The sequence below is a fragment of the Dactylosporangium sp. CA-139066 genome, assembly GCF_050936175.1.
Classification (GTDB): Bacteria; Actinomycetota; Actinomycetes; order Mycobacteriales; family Micromonosporaceae; genus Dactylosporangium.
In genome coordinates this window covers 1687326-1704393 of record NZ_JBNJNH010000001.1, presented here as the reverse complement: position 1 = coordinate 1704393, position 17068 = coordinate 1687326, and the positions used below count along the sequence as shown (strand labels likewise).

Annotated in this window: 14 protein-coding genes; 4 read left to right on the top strand and 10 right to left on the bottom strand. The window is 72.0% G+C overall.

What is annotated here, in order from left to right:
• Positions 1-3: 3 nt before the first annotated feature.
• Genes ACQEVU_RS07815 through ACQEVU_RS07805 form a run of 3 tightly spaced genes read left to right on the top strand, consistent with a single transcriptional unit; the run spans position 4 to position 3469 of the window.
• Positions 4-882 (top strand): carbohydrate ABC transporter permease, encoded by an 879-nt coding sequence (locus tag ACQEVU_RS07815; protein WP_433321866.1) that lies wholly within the window; start codon positions 4-6, stop codon positions 880-882.
• Positions 866-1798 carry a carbohydrate ABC transporter permease gene (locus tag ACQEVU_RS07810; protein WP_433321865.1) on the top strand — a complete coding sequence of 311 codons (933 nt, stop codon included), beginning with the start codon at positions 866-868 and terminating at the stop codon, positions 1796-1798. Before ACQEVU_RS07815 ends, ACQEVU_RS07810 begins: the two co-directional genes overlap by 17 nt.
• 33 nt (positions 1799-1831) lie before the next feature.
• Positions 1832-3469 (top strand): GH39 family glycosyl hydrolase, encoded by a 1638-nt coding sequence (locus ACQEVU_RS07805; RefSeq protein ID WP_433321864.1) that lies wholly within the window; start codon positions 1832-1834, stop codon positions 3467-3469.
• A gap of 4 nt (positions 3470-3473) precedes the next feature.
• On the opposite strand, the gene ACQEVU_RS07800 is transcribed toward ACQEVU_RS07805, so the two are convergent.
• Entirely contained in the window at positions 3474-6266 is a 2793-nt protein-coding gene (locus tag ACQEVU_RS07800; protein WP_433321863.1) for a hypothetical protein, read from the bottom strand.
• Positions 6254-8341 (bottom strand): hypothetical protein, encoded by a 2088-nt coding sequence (locus ACQEVU_RS07795; RefSeq protein ID WP_433321862.1) that lies wholly within the window; start codon positions 8339-8341, stop codon positions 6254-6256. Before ACQEVU_RS07795 ends, ACQEVU_RS07800 begins: the two co-directional genes overlap by 13 nt.
• Positions 8342-8413: 72 nt before the next feature.
• Between ACQEVU_RS07795 and ACQEVU_RS07790 the strand changes: the two genes are divergently transcribed.
• Positions 8414-8611 carry a hypothetical protein gene (locus ACQEVU_RS07790; protein ID WP_433321861.1) on the top strand — a complete coding sequence of 66 codons (198 nt, stop codon included), beginning with the start codon at positions 8414-8416 and terminating at the stop codon, positions 8609-8611.
• A 346-nt stretch (positions 8612-8957) separates the two neighbouring features.
• On the opposite strand, the gene ACQEVU_RS07785 is transcribed toward ACQEVU_RS07790, so the two are convergent.
• The 8 genes from ACQEVU_RS07785 to urtA form a co-directional block, all read right to left on the bottom strand.
• The gene (locus tag ACQEVU_RS07785) at positions 8958-9521 is read right to left on the bottom strand and encodes a helix-turn-helix domain-containing protein (protein WP_433321860.1); all 564 of its coding nucleotides are present in this window, start codon (positions 9519-9521) and stop codon (positions 8958-8960) included.
• On the bottom strand, positions 9503-10096 hold the full coding sequence (locus ACQEVU_RS07780) for a TetR/AcrR family transcriptional regulator (protein ID WP_433334846.1): 594 nt from the start codon (positions 10094-10096) through the stop codon (positions 9503-9505). Before ACQEVU_RS07780 ends, ACQEVU_RS07785 begins: the two co-directional genes overlap by 19 nt.
• Positions 10096-11775 (bottom strand): purine-cytosine permease family protein, encoded by a 1680-nt coding sequence (locus ACQEVU_RS07775; protein WP_433321859.1) that lies wholly within the window; start codon positions 11773-11775, stop codon positions 10096-10098. Before ACQEVU_RS07775 ends, ACQEVU_RS07780 begins: the two co-directional genes overlap by 1 nt.
• Before the next feature lie 134 nt (positions 11776-11909).
• Entirely contained in the window at positions 11910-12593 is a 684-nt protein-coding gene (locus tag ACQEVU_RS07770; RefSeq protein ID WP_433321858.1) for an ATP-binding cassette domain-containing protein, read from the bottom strand.
• A complete protein-coding gene (urtD, locus tag ACQEVU_RS07765; protein WP_433321857.1) occupies positions 12586-13395 on the bottom strand; it encodes an urea ABC transporter ATP-binding protein UrtD in 810 nt (269 codons plus the stop codon). The genes ACQEVU_RS07770 and urtD overlap by 8 nt, the downstream gene beginning before the upstream one ends.
• The gene (gene urtC, locus ACQEVU_RS07760; protein WP_433321856.1) at positions 13392-14489 is read right to left on the bottom strand and encodes an urea ABC transporter permease subunit UrtC; all 1098 of its coding nucleotides are present in this window, start codon (positions 14487-14489) and stop codon (positions 13392-13394) included. Before urtC ends, urtD begins: the two co-directional genes overlap by 4 nt.
• A complete protein-coding gene (urtB, locus tag ACQEVU_RS07755) occupies positions 14486-15370 on the bottom strand; it encodes an urea ABC transporter permease subunit UrtB (RefSeq protein WP_433321855.1) in 885 nt (294 codons plus the stop codon). The genes urtC and urtB overlap by 4 nt, the downstream gene beginning before the upstream one ends.
• Before the next feature lie 100 nt (positions 15371-15470).
• Positions 15471-16766: an urea ABC transporter substrate-binding protein gene (urtA, locus tag ACQEVU_RS07750; RefSeq protein ID WP_433321854.1), complete on the bottom strand. Its 1296-nt coding sequence runs from the start codon at positions 16764-16766 to the stop codon at positions 15471-15473.
• Positions 16767-17068: the final 302 nt, after the last annotated feature.

The following is a 17068-nucleotide window of genomic DNA, read 5'->3' as shown; positions in this document are numbered from 1 at the left end:
GACATGGCCAAACGCCGCCGAAGCCAGGCCGGCCTGGCGTTCATCGCACCCTTCGGCCTGCTGTTCCTGCTCGTGTACGTGGTGCCGATCGGGTACGCCGCCTACCTCAGCTTCTTCCGGCAGCGGCTCATCGGCGGCAACACGTTCGCCGGGCTCGACAACTACCGCAACCTGGTCCAGGACCCGCAGTTCTGGGAGGGCGTGGGCCGGGTCTTCCGGTTCACGCTCGTCCAGGTGCCGGTCATGCTGGTCCTGGCCATGGCGCTCGCGCTGGCGCTGGACTCCCGGCGCCTGCACGGCCTGCGGTTCATGCGGGTGTCGATCTTCCTGCCCTACGCGGTGCCGGCGGTCGTGTCGACGCTCATGTGGGGCTTCATGCTGGGCGTCAAGTACGGCCTGTTCGGCAGCCTCAACTCCGCCGCCGGCACCGACCTGAACCCGTTCACCCCCGACACCACCCTGATCTCCATCGGCGTGATGGTCACGTGGGCGTTCACCGGCTTCAACATGCTCATCTTCTACGCGGTGCTCAAGGCCGTCCCGCACGAGCTGTACGAGGCGGCCGCGCTGGACGGGGCGAGCGAGCTGCAGGTGGTCCGCCGGATCAAGCTGCCGGCGCTGCGCGGCTCGCTCGTCATCGTGATCATCTTCTCGATCATCGGCACCTTCCAGATGTTCAACGAGCCCCAGATCCTGCCCTCGATGGTCGCCAACAGCGGCATCACCACCTACTACACGCCGAACCTGTACGCGTACCACCTCGCGTTCACCGGATCCCAGCAGGGCTACGCGGCCGCCCTCGCGCTCGTCATGGCGGCCATCACCATCGTCGTGGCCTACGCCGTGCAGCTCAGAGGACTGCGCCATGCCTTCGATCGCTAGCACCCGACCCGCGTCGGCGCCGACCGCCGCCGCGCCGACCGCCCGCCGCGACCGGCTGCACACCGTGGACAACCCGCGCAAGAGCGTGCCGCTGACCGTGGTGACGGGCCTGTTCACGCTGTACTGCCTGCTGCCGCTCGGCTGGCTGCTCGTCAACGCCACCAAGTCGCAGCCCGACTTCGCCTCCACGTTCGGGCTCGCGCCCGGCCGCAGCTTCGCGCTCTGGGACAACATCGGGGCGGTGTTCCGCTACCAGGACGGCATCTTCTCCCGGTGGCTGCTCAACACCCTGCTCTACGTCGTGGTGGGCGCGACCGTCTCGACGTTCCTGGCCGCGCTCGGCGGCTACGCCCTCGCCAAGCTGCGGTTCAGCGGCAAGCGCCTGTTCCTCTTCGTCGTCCTCGGCTCGATCGCCGTGCCGGGCATCGCCCTGGCCATCCCGCAGTTCCTGCTGTTCGCCCGGCTCGGCATCACCAACACCCCGCTCGCCGTGCTCCTGCCGTGCTTCGTCAACCCCTTCGGCCTGTACCTCATGTGGGTGTTCGCCGCCGAGGCCGTGCCGACGGACCTGCTCGAGGCGGCGAAGGTCGACGGCGCCGGGGAGCTGCGGACGTTCCTGCGCATCGCGCTGCCGATGCTCGCACCGGCCAGCGTCACGGTCCTGTTGTTCTCCTTCGTGTCGATCTGGAACAACTACTTCCTGCCGCTGATCATGCTGAAGGACCCCGACTGGTATCCGCTGACCATCGGGCTCAACGAGTGGAACAAGCTGGGCTCGACCGCCGGCAACGGCGCGCTCATCCAGAACCTGGTCGTCACCGCGGCGCTGCTGACCATCGTTCCGCTGATCGTCGCGTTCCTCAGCCTGCAGCGGTACTGGCAGTCGGGCCTGTCGCTCGGCGCGGTCAAGGGCTGACCCCGATCCGGACCCGGCAAGGAAAACGAGGCCATGACGAACGACGCTGTGTTTGAGTCCCCGTTCCGGGTCGACGGCGAGGCGCGCGAGGAGAGCCCGTTCCCGCACGTCTGGGCCGCCTGCGTCGGCGCGGGGCGGGCGAACGAGGCGCTGCGCGCGGACTGGCAGGCGCAGTTCGCCGAGGCCGTCGACACCTGCGGGTTTCGCTACGTCCGCTTCCACGGCGTCTTCCACGACGATATGTTCGTGTACCGGGAGAGCTACGGCCACGGATTCGGCCCGAACACGCCGCTGCCGGCGCCGCTGTACACCTTCAGCTACGTCGACAAGGTGTTCGACTTCATCCTCGAACGCGGCGCGCGGCCCTTCGTCGAGCTGGGCTTCATGCCGCGCGAGCTGGCCACGGTGCCGGAGACGGTGTTCTGGTGGGGCGCGCACGGCAGCCCGCCCAAGGACATGGGCCGCTGGGTGGAGCTGGTCACCGCCGCCGTCGAGCACTGGATCGACCGGTACGGGCCGGCCGAGGTCCGCCAGTGGCGGTTCGAGGTGTGGAACGAGCCGAACCTGGTGCCGCACTTCTGGACGGGCACGAAGACGCAGTACTTCGAGCTGTACGAGCAGACCGTGCGGGCGGTCAAGAAGATCGACCCCGAGCTGAAGGTCGGCGGCCCGGCGACGAGCGTCTTCGTGCCCGACGACCGGTACAAGGGCGAGGTCGAGGACCGCTCGGCGATGCGCCTGACGGCGACCACGCGCGACGTGGACGCGCTGAACTGGCGCCCGGTCTGGATCGACGACTTCCTCGCCTACTGCGTCGCGCGCGACCTGCCCGTCGACTTCGTCTCCACGCACCTGTACCCGACCGACTTCGCCTACGGCGCCGACGGCCGCGGCGTGCACATCGCCCGGTACGCCGACGCGACGATCGACGACCTGACCCTCCTGCGCGGCCTCGTCGCCGGCAGCGCCTACCCGGACGCGGAGATCCACATCACCGAGTGGTCGACCTCGCCGTCGGCCCGGGACTTCATGCACGACACGCTGTTCGCGGCCACCTTCATCACCCGCTCGTACCTCATGTCGGCCACGCTCGCCGACTCCATCTCCTACTGGACGTTCACCGACGTGTTCGAGGAGGGCGGGGCGGGCATCGGCCCGTTCCACGGCGGGTTCGGGCTGATGAACGAGGCCGGCATCCACAAGCCCACGTTCCACGCGTTCGCCATGCTCGGGCGGCTCGGCGACCGGCTCCTGCTCGCGGCGCCCGACGGCGTCGTGACCCGCGACAGCCGCACGTCGGCCGTGTCCGCGCTGTTCTTCAACTACCCCGACGAGATGGCGCTGCGGTCGATCGGCACCGCCGGCACCTACGCGGCGACGCGCGAGCTCGCCGGCCTGGGTCCGGCACGCCGGGTCCGGCACTCGGTCGGCGGGCTCGAGCCGGGCACCGCCTTCCTCGTCGAGGTGCTGGACTGGGAGCACGGCAACGTCGCCGAGGCGTGGCACCGGCTCGGCGCCGCCCTCAACCCGTCCCGCGAGCAGACCGCGTACCTGCGCGTGGTCGCCGACTCGCTGCGCCGCTTCACCCTCACCGTGCCCGCGGACGGCGTGCTCGCGATCGACGTCGACCTGCCGCCGTGGGCGGTGATGTCGGTGCGCCAGGCGGCGTGAGGCTTTATTGCGGTGCCGCGGTGCCGAGCAGCAGCCACGCGGCAACGGCGCACGCGGCGCTGAGCGGCAGGGCGGCGAGGACGAGCGCCGCCGGTGACCACCACGCGACGCGGCGGCTCACCCGGGCCGGCAGGCCCTGCACGCGCAGCGGGGCCAGCTCGCCGCGCGGCGCGGCGATCGTCGTGACCGCCAGCCCGGCGACGCCGAGCAGCACCGACAGCACGCCGGCGAGCACGAAGAAGCGCAGCGCCAGCGCCGAGCCGGCGCGCGCCAGGACGGCGCGCTGGTCGGCGACGGCGCGCCGGCCCACGATGCTCAGCCCGGCGGCGGTGAGCGCCGCGGCGATCGCCGGCGGCGCGTCGCGGGCCAGCCACACCTCGCCGAAGTCGGTGCGGTCCGAGCCGGTCGCCGCCCGGTCGGCGGCCTCCAGGTCGACGAGCGAGCCGCGGCGGCCGAGGCGAGGGAGCCGCTCGGCGTGGCCGACGACGGCGGCGCCGACCGGGCCGTCGAAGGAGGCGTACGCGCCGTCGGGCGGCAGCGGGCCGGTCGACACGAGGGGAAGGGCGGCCGGGACGTCGGGCGGCAGGAGGCTGCCGGCCTCGCGGCGCGGCGACGGCGGCAGCGTGACCCCGAGCCCGTCGCCGGTGGCGGCGGCGGTCGCGCCCGCCGGCATCCGCCAGTCGGCGCCGAACGGCTGACCCTGGATCGCGTGCAGCGTGAGCCGGACCGGCGGCCCGACGTAGTTCGGCAGCCCGAACTGCAGCGAGACGAGCCGGCAGCCGGCGGCGCAGCCCGGCGCCGGCGCGGTGTACCAGTGCCGGCCGATCGACAGGGGCCCGAAGTCGACCTCGACCCGCCGGACGCCGCCGACCGGCGCGACGAGCGCCGTCACGGTCGCCGGCTTGCCCGCGAGGTCCACGGCGGTCAGGTCGAGGCCCACGGTGGCGCCGGTCAGCGTCACGCCGGCGCCGGCGGCCGGCCGCAGGCGCGCGGCGAGCGCCGACACGGGCTCGGGCGAGTAGTCGGCGCGCCAGTACGCCACGGCCGCGAGCCTCGTCGAGTCGACGGCGAGCGACGAGGGCAGGTTCGCGCTCACGGCCGGGATCGGGACGGCCGCCATGGCGTAGCGGCCCTGCGGGTCGGCCGCCCGGGTCGCCTGCAGCAGCTCGGCGCGGGTGGTCGGGCCGATCGAGAGCACGGTCGGCGCGCCGACGGCCAGCTCGGCCTGGTCCTGCTGGTCGCGGTCGGCGACCACGGTCTCCAGGCCGGCGAACCCGAGCGTGCCGAACGCCACGACCAGCAGCGCCAGCAGCCGCTGCGAGGCGGGCCGCCGGGCCAGCCGCAGCGCGGTGAGCGAGCGGACGAGGGCGCCGCGGCGCAGGCCGCGGGCGGCGATCCGGGCCGCCAGCGGCCGCAGCAGCCGGGCCGCGAGCAGCGCGAGCCCGGCGATGACCAGCGCCGGCGCGACCAGCGTCACCCCGGTCAGCACGCCGCTGCGGCGCTGGAGCACCGCGGCCGCGGCGAGCAGCACGGCGAGCGTCTCCAGGACCAGCGCCGGCCGCCGGGCGGCGCCGCGGTCGACCTCGCGCAGCAGCGCGACGACGGGCGCGCCGACCGTGCGCAGCTGCACGACGAGGCCGGCGAGCAGCGCCCCGAGCACGGCGATCCCGGCGTAGGGCAGCGCGGTCGCGTCCAGGTTGGCGGGGGCGGGCGCGGCCGCGCCGACCAGGAGCCGGCCCACGAGCAGGCCGGCCGGGGCGCCGGCGAGCACGGCCAGAACCGGCTCACCGGCCGCGAGCCACCACAGGACCGGCCTCGGTACCCCGCGCAGCGCGACGACGCCGTACTCGTACCGCCGGGCCCGGGCGGCGTTGGCGACCGCGAACAGGATCACGGCCCAGGCGAGGGCAACGACGGGGATCGCGGCCAGCGGCATGACGCGGTGGGCCTGCTCGCGGCTGCGGTCGATGCGGTCGAGCAGGTTCGGCAGGGCGGTGCTGACGCTGACCCGGCCCTGCTCGTCGTCCTCGGCCGCGGCGGCGAGCCATCCGCGCAGCGCGGCCAGCCGGTCCAGGGTGATCGCGCCGTCGGTCGCGTACGCCTCGAACGACTGCAGCTCGCGCGGGTGGTCGGCGCCTTCGAGGGTGTTGCGGGCGACGTACAGCGGGTCGTTCTGGTAGTCCTGCTCGCTGCCGACGCTCCGGCCCCAGTACAGCTCGCCGGGGTCGCGGGCCGCGACCAGCCCGACGATCGTCAGCGTCCACGGCCGGCCGGCGGGGACGAACCTGTTGCGCGCGCTGTCGAAGGTGGTGGCCTGGCTGCTCACCCGATCGCCGACGGCGAGCCCGAGCCGCTTGGCGAGCGCCGCCGTGAGGACCGTCTCGCCGCCGCCCATCAGGCACCGCCCGGCCACGACGACGACGTGGGCGCACAGGTCCTCGCGGAACGCGACGCGGCGGACCTGGTCGCTGCCGGCCGTGTCCCGGCCCGCCGGCATGGCGAGGAACTCCGTGCCGAACACGCTGACGAACCCGCTCAGCTGCACCTTCTCGGCGGCGAGCCGCTCGAACTCGTCGGGCATCGCGCCGCCCGCGGCCCGCTCGACCGGCGCCGAGACCCACAGCGTGCGCTCGGCGGTGCCGGCGTGCCCGACCTCGCCGGCGACGACCGCCCGGTCGATCGCGGTGAGGTAGATCGGCGCCGCCACCGCGGCGGCCGTGGCCAGCACCGCGAGCAGCCACAGGGTCAGGGCCGGGCCGCGCCGGGCGCGCAGCATGGCCAGCATCAGCGCCGCCATGGCCACCCGATGCCGCGGTACTGCGGGGCCAGCGCGCCCGCCGCGAACACCCCGGCGACGACCAGCGCGCCGACGAGCAGCGCGAGCGCGGACCCGCCGCCCGGGTCCGGCCACCCGTCGGTGAACACCGGTACCGCAGAACGGTTCCACGCCCGGGCCACGGCCGCGACGAGCGCCGCCGCCAGCCCGGCCAGCCCGATCGGGGCGAGCGCGGCCCAGCGCCCGGCGGCGCCCAGCATCCGGGCCGGCAGACCCTGACGGCGCAGCGCCGCGAGCTCGTCGCGGCGCGCACGGCGCTGGACGGCGGCGATGACCGCGAGCGCGATGCCGGCGGCGAGCAGCCCGAGCAGGCCCATGAGCAGGCCGTAGCGGGCCGCGGCGGCCGGGCCGAACCGCTCCTGCCGGGCGTCGGCCGCGCCGACCGAGTCCTCGGCGACGATGGTCAGCCCCGCGGCGCGGAGCCGGTCGGTCAGGTCGGCCGGCGCACCGGGGGCGAGCCACACCTGCTGTCGCTCGGCGCTCGTGGCGCCGCCGGCGACCCGGTCGGCGTACTCGAGGTCGACGAGGACGCCGCGCCGGCCGATGCCCGGCAGCAGCGGCGCGGCGACCGGTTCGACGGGCACGGCCCGGCTGCCGAACGGGTCGAGCGTGCCGGTGCCCCGCCCGTCGATCCCAGGTAGGCGTCCGGCCACGGCCACCGGCAGCGGCAGCGGCGCGTCGACGACGTAGAGCCGGCCGTCGACCGGCAGCTTCGACAGGCCGGGCGGGACGGCGGCCAGGGCGAGCCGCCCGTCGTACGGGCGCATGCTGACCGTCGCGGCGATGTTGCCCGCCCCGGTGCGCCAGCGGCCGGGGTCGGCGAAGACGGCCGGGGTGATCACGGTCCGCCCATCGGCGTCGAGCCGGCGCAGCTCGACGGCGCGGCCGCCGACGAGCTCGAACGAGACGAGCCGGCAGCCGGCCCGGCAGTCCGGCGCGCTGGCGCTGACCGTGCCGCCGGCGCCGTCGACGGGCGTGAACCGGGCGGTCACCGGGGCGCCGGTGGCGGCGACGACGAGCGAGGCCAGCAGCACCGGTGGTCCGGCCGGCGGCTGGTCGCCGGCGTCGGGCAGCGTGTCGGCGGCCGGCACGCTCGCCGTCAGCGTGAGGCTGCCGCCGGCGACCATGATCGGCGGCGGGGCCGGCGGCCGCAGCCGGCGGCTGTCCAGCGCGGCCGGGGCGGCGAGCACGTCGCGCAGGCGGGGCGAGTCGACCGCGAGCACATGCTCGCCGCCCGGCCCGACCCCGGCGACGACGGCCATCGCCTCGTGGCCGCCCGGGTCGGCCGCGCGGACCGCGTTGAGCAGCCGCACCCGGTCTCCGGCGGCGACGGTGAGGACCCGCTGGCCGCCGGTCTCGACCTGGGAGCGCTGGTGCCGGGCCTCGCGTGCCCCGGCCCAGTCCTGCGCGGCGAGCAGGAACAGGCAGGCGGCCGCGGCGAGCAGGGGCAGGATGCGGTACGCCGAGGAGCGCCGGGCCAGCAGCAGCGCGCCGAGGCCGGCCGCGAGCCGTCCGGAGCCGAGCGCCGAGCGCCCCACGGCCGTCGCGGCGGGCACCACCAGCCGACCCGCGAGGATCGCCACGGACGCGGCCAGCAGCGCCGGGGCGGGCAACTGCACGCCGATCGCGTCGTCGGACGCGAGGCTCTGGTAGGTGCTCGCCCCGGCGAGCGCGAGCACGCACACCTCGACGACCGCGGCACCCAGCCGGGGCGGTTTCGGGGCGGCGGCGTGCAGGAGCCGCTCGACCGGCAGCCGGGTGGTCCGCCAGTCGGCCAGCACCGCGCCGGCCAGCACGGCGGCCAGGCCCGCGCCGGCGATCCACAGCCGGTCCACGCCGCCGGTGACCGCCCCGGCGAGCCCGCCGGCCACGACCCCGGCCGCGGCCGGCACGCCGCTCTGCCCGCTGGTCGCCACGACCACCCGCCAGCGCCGGGCCCCGCGCAGCGCGAGCTGCGCGGCGTCGAACCGGCGCTCCTCGGCGGCGTACCGGGCCGCGACCGCCATCGCCAGCCACCCGATGACGGCCAGCTGCACCGCGGCGAGCAGGACCCCGCGCTCGACGACCCGCCGATCGGCGCGATCCGCGCGGCGAGCTCGGCGCCGGTCGTGTTGACGTCGAGCGGCACGCGCCGGACCCGGTCGACCGCGTCGGCGAGTTCGCCGCGGGCGAACACGGCCGGGCTGACGACGGCGTCGAAGGTGGCCCGGACGGTGGCCTCGGCGCCGGCCACCGTGTCGAACGTGGTCCAGGCGGCGTCGGGGGCCGTGGCCCAGTACCACGACAGCGGCGAGGCCGGGCGGTAGATCCCGACCAGCCGGAGCGCCCGCGCCGCCGCGCCCGGCCCGGCCGCCACCTCGAGCCGGCCCCCGACGCGGACGCCGAGCCGCTCGGCCCGCTGAGGAGCACCTCACCGGCCGCCTGTGGACAGCGGCCGTCGATGACCGCGTTGGCGCAGAGCTCGTCGCGGTACCGGATCTCGGCAGCCGTGCCGAAAGTAATTCGTATGATGTTCACTGTCAACGCCCAGGGACCGAACCGAACCGTGCCTGGCCGGCAGCGTCGGCCGGCCCACGCACCGTCGCTGTCCTGTCGAACTACCGCCGTGTCGAGATGTCGGACGTCGGCGGCGGCCGGCCCAGCGGCCGGCGCCTACGGGACGACGCGGTCGCGGATGCTGTCGAGCACCGCCTCGGCTGCCCATGCGGCTGCGTCGGCGATGTCACGCCGGTCCATGCCGAACTCGCGGCGAAACGTCACCCAGGTCGCGGCGGAGTCGAGGTGGGACAGCGCCACGATGACCGCTCTGCGCTGCGCCGCGTCGAGGGACGGCACCTCGGCGTCCAGCAGCCGCTCGAGGTGTGCCCGGCCGAGCGACGGCGCCGCGCCGCTCACGCCGCGCATGGCCGTCTCGGCGACGACGTGCGCGAGCTCGGGCCGCGCGTCGTACCGCTGCATCGCGTCGCGGATCGCGAGGGGGATGTCGAAGATCGAGTGTGACTCCTCGCGGACGAACACCGTCGCCTCGATCCACGCTGCGGTCGCCAGCAGCAGATCGACCCGCGTAGGGTAGTTGCGGAACACCGTGCGCTCGGCGATGCCGGCCCGGCGGGCGACGAGCCGGTAGGACACGTCGTCGCTGCCGACTTCCTCGATCAGCTCGGCGTAGGCGGCGAGGATCGCCGCTTGCGTGCCGGTCAGCGCCGGGACGGCCATCGACCGGCTCCCGGCTCCGCCCACGTCGCGTCGGGCAGCCTCGCGAGCACTGTGCCCACGGCGCGATCGAACGCGTCGCAGATCTCGGCGGCATCCAGGTCGAAGCCCGTGCGCAGTCGCGCCCAGAACATCGCCGACGAGAAGTAACGCAGGGATGCCGCGACCCGCCGCCGATCCCGCCGGTTGAGCGTCGAAGCCGACACGTCGAGCATCGCCTCGATCGCACGCGTGAAGTAGGCGGGCCCGGCGTCGAGCGTCAGCGAGATCGTGGACGCCCGTGCGCCGACGAATGCGTAGGCGGGCGACGCGTCGAAGGCGCGGAAGCGCTCGTGCACGGCAGCGCGGAAATCGGCAACGGTCACGAACGGCGGCAGCGGGAAATGGGTCTGCTCGATCCAGTTCGACAGCGCGGCGAGCAGGTGTGCACGCGTGGGGTACTGGCGATAGACCGTGCGCTCCGAGATGCCGACCTCGTCGGCGAGGGCGCGATAGGAGATGTCGTCGAACGTGTGCTCACGCAGCAGAACCGCCGCGCTCGCCAGAATCGCGGTCGCGGTGTCGGCCGGCTCCTCCATCACGTTCCCCTGCCTCGGTCGATCGCCCAGTGCGGGGGGCCGGTGACCTCCGGCGGAAGCACGTAGCGATCGGAGTCGTCGAGCGTGAGCGCCAGCGACGAGACGTACTGCACCTGGCCGTGCGCCCCTCGCTGGGCCGAGGCCAGCATATCCGGTCGCTCGAACATGTACCCGGTGACATGGCAGCGGAGCCGCTCGCCCGAGGGGTTGCCGTGCTCGTCGAACAGGGGAGAGTCGATGCCGTCGGAGCGGCGGCGGAGGTAGTAGCGCCCTCGCGTGGCGAGGGCCATGACCGGCGTGGTGACGAACGCGACGCCGATCGCGATGAGCACCGAGAACGGCTTGACGGCGGTGCCGAGCAGCCCGGCGAACGCGAGCAGCGAAAGCACCGAGGCGAGCCCCACCGACACGAGCCCCACCGGGTTCCAGTCGTGCAGCATGCCGCGGCGGAATTCCGGGAAGCGCGGCGAGATGCGCAGCACCAGCTTGTTGATCGCGATGTCGGTGGCGATCGTCACGAGCCACGCCATGACGACGTTCGCGTACAGGCTCAGGACGAAGGAGATGAGGGTGAACACGTCCAGCATCATCAGCGCGTACGCGATCACGAGGTTGAGCAGCACGAAGATCGTGCGACCCGGGTAGTGCTTGGCCACCCGGGTGAAGACGTTCGACCAGGCGAGCGAGCCCGAATACGCGTTCGTCACGTTGATCTTCACCTGCGCGACCACGATGAGCATGAGGGCGAGGGCGACGGCGAGCCAGTCGGGGAACAGGGTCTGGTACATGCCGACGAACTGCTTGACCGGTTCCGTCGCGGAGTGCCCGAGGGCGGGATCGACCTTCACGAGGACGTAGACGGCGAGAAACACCCCGATCATCTGCTTGGTGCTGCTGAAGATGACCCAGCCCGGGCCGGACAATGCGAACGACGTCCACCACGAGCGGGCGTTCGACGGCGTGCGCGGCGGCATGGCGCGGATGTAGTCAATTTGTTCTGCCAGCTGCGGGGTAAGGGCGAAGCACACGGCCGCGCTCGAGACAACGGCGCCGAAACTGATCGAGCCGTCGGAGTTGCCGGTGAACGACGTGAAGGCGCGCACTGACCCGGGGTCGGAGACGATGATCCACAGCAGCGGCAGCAGGGCGAGGACGAGCCACAGGGGCGTGGTCCAGAAATGCAGGCGCTCCAGCGCACGCATGCCGTAGATGACGATCGGGATCACGACCACGGTCGAGATGAGATAGCCGAGCCACAGCGGCGTCCCCGTCGCCACCTGCAGCCCCTGCGCCATGATGGCGCCCTCCAAGGCAAAGAAGATGCAGGTGAAGCCGGCGAAGACCACGGTTGTGATGATCGAGCCGTAGTAGCCGAATCCCGAGCCACGGGCGATGAGGTCGAGGTCGAGGTTGTAGCGGGCAGCGTAGTAGGCGACGGGTACGCCCACGATGACGATGATGACCGACGCGAACAGGATGCCGAGCATGGCATTGGCGGTACCGTGGTCGATGCCGATGGTCGCGCCGATCGAGAAATCGGCGAGGAACGCGATGGACCCGAGGGCGGTCGCGCCGACGGTGGCCGCGCTCCAGCGCCGGAAGGTGCGCGGCACATATCGGAAGGCATAGTCCTCGAGGCTGTCCTCCGCGGCCGCGCGCGCGTTGCCTGTCCTGCTCACAGTGGCATCCCCTCACGCGCCGGGCGTGGGGCATCCTCCGGGTTCGTTGTTACAAACCCATTGCCGGCCCGAAAACCGGCAGTGTCGGCTCAGATCGGTCGGACTCAGATCGGTCGGACTCAGATCGGTCGAGCTCAGATCGCCATGGCGGCTCGCACGGTGGAGACGGCTGCCGAGCCCCCCTCGTCGGTCTGGGTGACGAAGCCCGAGGCGAGCACGACGTAACGCTCGGCGGCCTCGAGGGCGAAGCCGATGTGCTGCTCGACGAGCAGCACGTTGATGCCCTCGCCGGCCAGCTGTACGATCGTGCGCTCGATCTCGGCGACGATCGTGGGCTGGATGCCCTCGGTCGGCTCGTCGAGGATGAGCAGCTTCGGCTCGGTGATGAGGGCGCGGGCGATGGCGAGCTGCTGGCGCTGCCCGCCCGAGAGCAGGCCGGCCTTCCGGGCTGCGAACTGCTCCAACGCGGGGAAACGCGCCATCTGCGCGTCGATGAGGGCCTTGCCGCGCCGGCGTCCGTCGGCGACGAGCTGCAGATTCTCGAGCGTGGTGAGCTGCCCGAACGCCTGCTGGCCCTGCGGCACGTACGCCATGCCGCGAGCGACGCGCTTGTTGGGGGCGAGCGACGCGATGTCTTCGCCGTCGAAGAACACGCGGCCCTTCGTCGGCTTGATGAGCCCGATCGCGACCCGCAGCAGCGTCGTCTTGCCGGCGCCGTTGTGGCCGAGCACGGCCACGACCTTCCCGGCCGGCACCGTCACCCCGTGCAGCACCCGCGTGCGCCCGTAGCCGGCCTCGATGTCGGTGAGCTCAAGCATGTGAGTCCTCCTCCTGCTGCGTCACGGCTACTGCTTCGGGCACGACCGACATCGCGGCCGTGGTCGCGGCGCCCGCCGTGCCGAGGTAGACCTCCTGGACCTTGGGGTCGGCCTGCACCTCGGCCACCGAGCCGTGCGAGAGCACCTTGCCCTGGTGCAGCACCGTCACGCGCGTGGCGAAGCGGCGCATGAAGTCCATGTCGTGCTCGACCACCAGCACGATGCGCTTCGCCGCAACGCGCTGCAGGAGCTCGCCGGTCGCGGTCCGCTCGTCCTGGCTCATGCCGGCGACCGGTTCGTCGAGCAGCAGCACCCTCGCGTCCTGCACGAGCAGCATCGCGATCTCCAGCCACTGCTTCTGGCCGTGCGACAGGATGCCGGCCGGCGTGGCGAGCTCGCCGGCGAGTCCCGTCTCCTCCACCGCCTGCTCGATCGACGGGTCGACGCCGCGCCGGGCCCGCAACAGCGAGGCCCAGTGGCGGTGGCGCCCGGCGGCGATGTCGAGATTCTGCAGCACCGAGAGCTCGTTGAAGACGCTGGCGGTCTGGAACGTGCGGCCGACCCCGAGCCGGACGATCTTGTGCACCGGCCGGCCGAGCAGCTCCTGGTCGCCGAGCCGCGCCGACCCGGTCGCCGGCGAGAGCCCCGTGATGGCGTCGATACAGGTCGTCTTGCCGGCGCCGTTCGGGCCGATGAGGAACCGGACCTCGCCCGGGTGCGCGTCGAAGGAGACGCCGCCGACCGCGACGAAGCCCGAGAACTCGACGTGGAGGTCGGTGACGACGAGCGAGGCGTCGGTCACGACTTCGCCTCCTCGAGCTGCAGGGCGGCGGCGGTCGCAGCTGCGGGCCGTTCACCGGGGCTCCGGCGCGCTGCCGTGAACCTGGCGAACACCGACGACAGGCCCTTCGGCAGGAAGAGGATGACGACGATGAACAGCAGGCCGATGATGTACGTCCAGCCGTCGGGCCAGGTGGAGCCGAGGCTCGACTGTCCCCATCCGACCGCCATCGCACCGAGCGCTGGGCCGAAGAGCGAGGCGCGGCCGCCGAAGGCAACGCCCGCGATCATGAGGATCGAGGCGGCGGCGCCGATCTCGGCCGGCGTGATGATGCCGACGATCGGCACGAACATCGCCCCGCCGATGCTGGCCATCAGCGCCGCGACGACGAAGGTGACGAGCTTGATGTTGGCCGGGTCGTAGCCGAGGAAGCGCACGCGCTCCTCGGCGTCGCGGGTGGCGACGAGAAGCTCACCGAAGCGGCTGCGGTAGAGCTGCCACACCACGAGCAGGCACACCACGAGCAGCGCGGCCGCGATGAGGTACACCATATTCCTGTTCGCCGGGTCCTTCAGCACGAAACCGAAGAAGTACTTGAAGTCGCTGAGCCCGGTGTCGCCGCCGGTCTCGCGGATCGTGGAGCTGATCAGGGTGGCGAGCGCGACGGCGAGCGCCTGCGTCAGGATCGCGAAGTACGCGCCCTTCACGCGGCGCTTGAACAGCGCGTAGCCGAGGATGCCGGCCACGACCACCGGGAGCAGCACGATCGCCAGCAGGGTGAACGCCGTGCTGCGGAACGGCTCCCAGAACGCCGGGAGCGGCGCGAGCGGGTCGTAGAGCACCATGAACCCCGGGACCCCGTCACCGGCGGTCTCCAGCGTGAGGTGCATGGCCATCGAGTAGGCGCCAAGGGCGAAGAACACCCCCTGCCCCATCACGAGCATCCCGCCCCGGCCCCACGCCAGGCCGATGCCGACGGCGGCCATCGCCCAGCAGCAGTACTTGCCGAGGTTGCCGAGCCAGTGATCGGTGAGCACGAGGGGAGCGACCGCGAGGAGCAGGACGGCGAACACCCCGATCCCGCTGAGGGAGAGCCATGGCTTCAGTTTGGTCATACCAGACTCCTGGTTCGCACCGTGAACAGGCCCTGCGGGCGCACCTGCAGGAAGACGATCACGAGGATGAAGGCGAACACCTGCGCGAGGCTGCCGGTCGTCCAGTAGGCGAAGCACGACAGGACGACGCCCACCGCCAGCGCGGCGACGATGGTGCCCTTGAGCTGGCCGATGCCGCCGGCGGCGACGACGAGAAAGGCCGGGATGATGTACTGCGCGCCCATCTGCGAGTTCGTGCCGCCGACGAGCGACGCGGCCACTCCGGCGATCCCGGCCAGCCCCGACCCGACGAAGAACGTCAGGCGGTCGACGGTGCGGGTGGAGATCCCCGCGGTCTCGGCGAGGTCCCGGTTCTGCACGGTCGCCCGGATGCGGCGGCCGAACGAGGTGTACTTGAGCCAGGCCGCCAGCGCGGCGACGCAGACGGTCGCGAGCACGATGGTGAACACCTGCCGCAGCGGCCAGTCGTAGCCGAGGATGTTCAGCTGCCCGTCGAGCCAGCCCGGCTTCTCCACCGGGACGCCCTGGGACGGGAAGATCTGCAGCGCCGCCTGTTGCAGGATCAGGCTGACACCCACCGTGACGAGCAGGGTGTCGAGGGGCCGGCGGTACATCCATTGGATGATGCTGGCCTCCAGCAGAAGGCCGAACAGTCCGGCGACGACGAACGCGACCGGCAGCGCGACCGGGATCGACAGATCGCTGGAGTCGATCACCTGCTGGACGAGGTAGGCGGTAAAGGCGCCGATCATGAGGAACTCGCCGTGGGCCATGTTGATCACGCCCATCTGACCGAACGTGAGCGAGAGGCCGAGCGCGGCGAGCAGGAGCAGCGCACCCTGTGCGCTGCCGTTCAGCAGCGGTGGGATCAATGCGTCCACGTGCTCTCGCTCTCTGTGTGTTTCTCCGATTTTTTGGGGATACGCGGGGTTGCCCGCCGCAGCGACACGCAACCCCGCGTCCGTGCAAGGAGTGGGGCGATCAGCCCGCGGCCTTCACGAGCTGGTCGCGGACGTTCGCCGGGAACCAGTCGTAGCCGTTGAGGAACGGGTCGGGCTTGATGAACTTGTCGGAGGACCAGACGATGTCGAACTGGTTGCTGGCGTTGATCCGGCCGATGTGGCCCGGCTTCGAGATGTGGTGGTTCTCGCCGTCGAGCGTGACGGTGCCCTCCGGCGCGGCGAACGTGATGGTGTTCTTCTTCGCGGCGGCGTTGATCGCGTTGACGTCGAACGAGCCGGCCGCCTCGACGAGGGCCTTGTACAGGTACAGCGAGATGTAGGCGGCCTCCATCGGGTCGGAGGTGACGCCGCTGCTCTTCGGGTAGGCCTTCCAGCTGTCGATGAACTTCGGGTTGGTGTCGGTCTTGAGCGACTGGAAGTAGTTCCAGGACGCGTAGTGGCCGGTGACCTCGTGGCCCATGGCCGGCGCCTCCTCCTCGGCGATCGACACCGAGATGATCGGCGTCGTCGCCGCGGTGAGGCCGGCGTCGTAGTAGGCCTTGATGAAGCCGACGTTCGACGAGCCGTTGATGGTGTTGAAGATGAAGTCGGGCTTGGCCGCCTTGATCTTCGCCACCTGGGTGGTCCAGTCGTCCTTGTCGAGGGGCACGTACTCCTCACCGACGATCTGGATGCCGAGCTTGGCCGCGTAGAGCTTGATGATCGCGTTCGCGGTGCGCGGGAAGACGTAGTCGCTGCCGGCGAGGAACAGCTTCTTCACCCCCTTGGAGGCGAGGAAGTCCATCGCCGGGATGATCTGCTGGTTCGTAGTCGCACCGGTGTAGTAGATGTTCGGCGACGCCTCGAGGCCCTCGTACTGCACCGGGTAGAAGAAGAGGCCGTTGTTCTTCTCGACGACCGGTTTGACGGCCTTGCGGGAGGACGAGGTCCAGCCGCCGAAGATCGCGCCGACGCAGTCCTGGGTGAGCAGCTTCTCGGTCTTCTCCGCGAAGGTGGGCCAGTCGGTGGCGCCGTCTTCCTGGACGTACTGGATCTTCTTCCCGAGGATGCCGCCGCCGGCGTTGATCTCGTCGGCGGCCATGTGCAGCACGTTGGAGACGGTCTTCTCGGAGATCGCCATGCCGCCGGTGAGGGAGTTGAGGAAGCCGAGCTTGATGGTGCTGCCGGAGGTGTCGACGCAACTGGGTCCGGCCGACTTGCTGGCGGACGTTTCGTCGCCGGCGCGCGCGCCACAGCCGGCGAGCACGAGGGCGACGGCCGTCGCGAAGGCGCCCGTGGCGACAAGCGTGCGCAGCCGCTTGCTGGTGGTGGACATATGCGGGAACTCCGTTCCTGGACAAGGAGGCGTGACGCCGGGCTCGCGGCACAGCGGATGGTGCGGATGTTCATGTCCCGGGCCGAGCCGCCGGCGTCCCAAGCGCCCAGCCCGGTTCTGGCCAAACGAGGTGCAGCCCGCTGCTGCAGGTGAGAGCAGATTGGCCCCGTGTCATTACTCTGACATTTCTCGACCGTTCCAACTATGTAACCGCTGCCCAACAAAGCTGCACTGGCCTCGGAAAAGCACGGAAAAGCGCCGAATGGCGATGTCAGAGTTCTGTCGCGCCCGAGATGGAGGGC

What these genes read in the sequence shown, in the direction of transcription:
- ACQEVU_RS07810 (WP_433321865.1), top strand. Translation starts at nt 866, where the DNA reads ATGCCTTCGATCGCTAGCACCCGACCCGCGTCGGCGCCGACCGCCGCC.
- urtC (WP_433321856.1), bottom strand. Translation starts at nt 14,489, where the DNA reads ATGACCAAACTGAAGCCATGGCTCTCCCTCAGCGGGATCGGGGTGTTC.
- ACQEVU_RS07805 (WP_433321864.1), top strand. Translation starts at nt 1,832, where the DNA reads ATGACGAACGACGCTGTGTTTGAGTCCCCGTTCCGGGTCGACGGCGAG.
- ACQEVU_RS07785 (WP_433321860.1), bottom strand. Translation starts at nt 9,521, where the DNA reads ATGGCCGTCCCGGCGCTGACCGGCACGCAAGCGGCGATCCTCGCCGCC.
- ACQEVU_RS07815 (WP_433321866.1), top strand. Translation starts at nt 4, where the DNA reads ATGGCCAAACGCCGCCGAAGCCAGGCCGGCCTGGCGTTCATCGCACCC.
- urtA (WP_433321854.1), bottom strand. Translation starts at nt 16,766, where the DNA reads ATGTCCACCACCAGCAAGCGGCTGCGCACGCTTGTCGCCACGGGCGCC.
- ACQEVU_RS07780 (WP_433334846.1), bottom strand. Translation starts at nt 10,096, where the DNA reads ATGGAGGAGCCGGCCGACACCGCGACCGCGATTCTGGCGAGCGCGGCG.
- ACQEVU_RS07770 (WP_433321858.1), bottom strand. Translation starts at nt 12,593, where the DNA reads ATGCTTGAGCTCACCGACATCGAGGCCGGCTACGGGCGCACGCGGGTG.
- ACQEVU_RS07800 (WP_433321863.1), bottom strand. Translation starts at nt 6,266, where the DNA reads ATGGCGGCGCTGATGCTGGCCATGCTGCGCGCCCGGCGCGGCCCGGCC.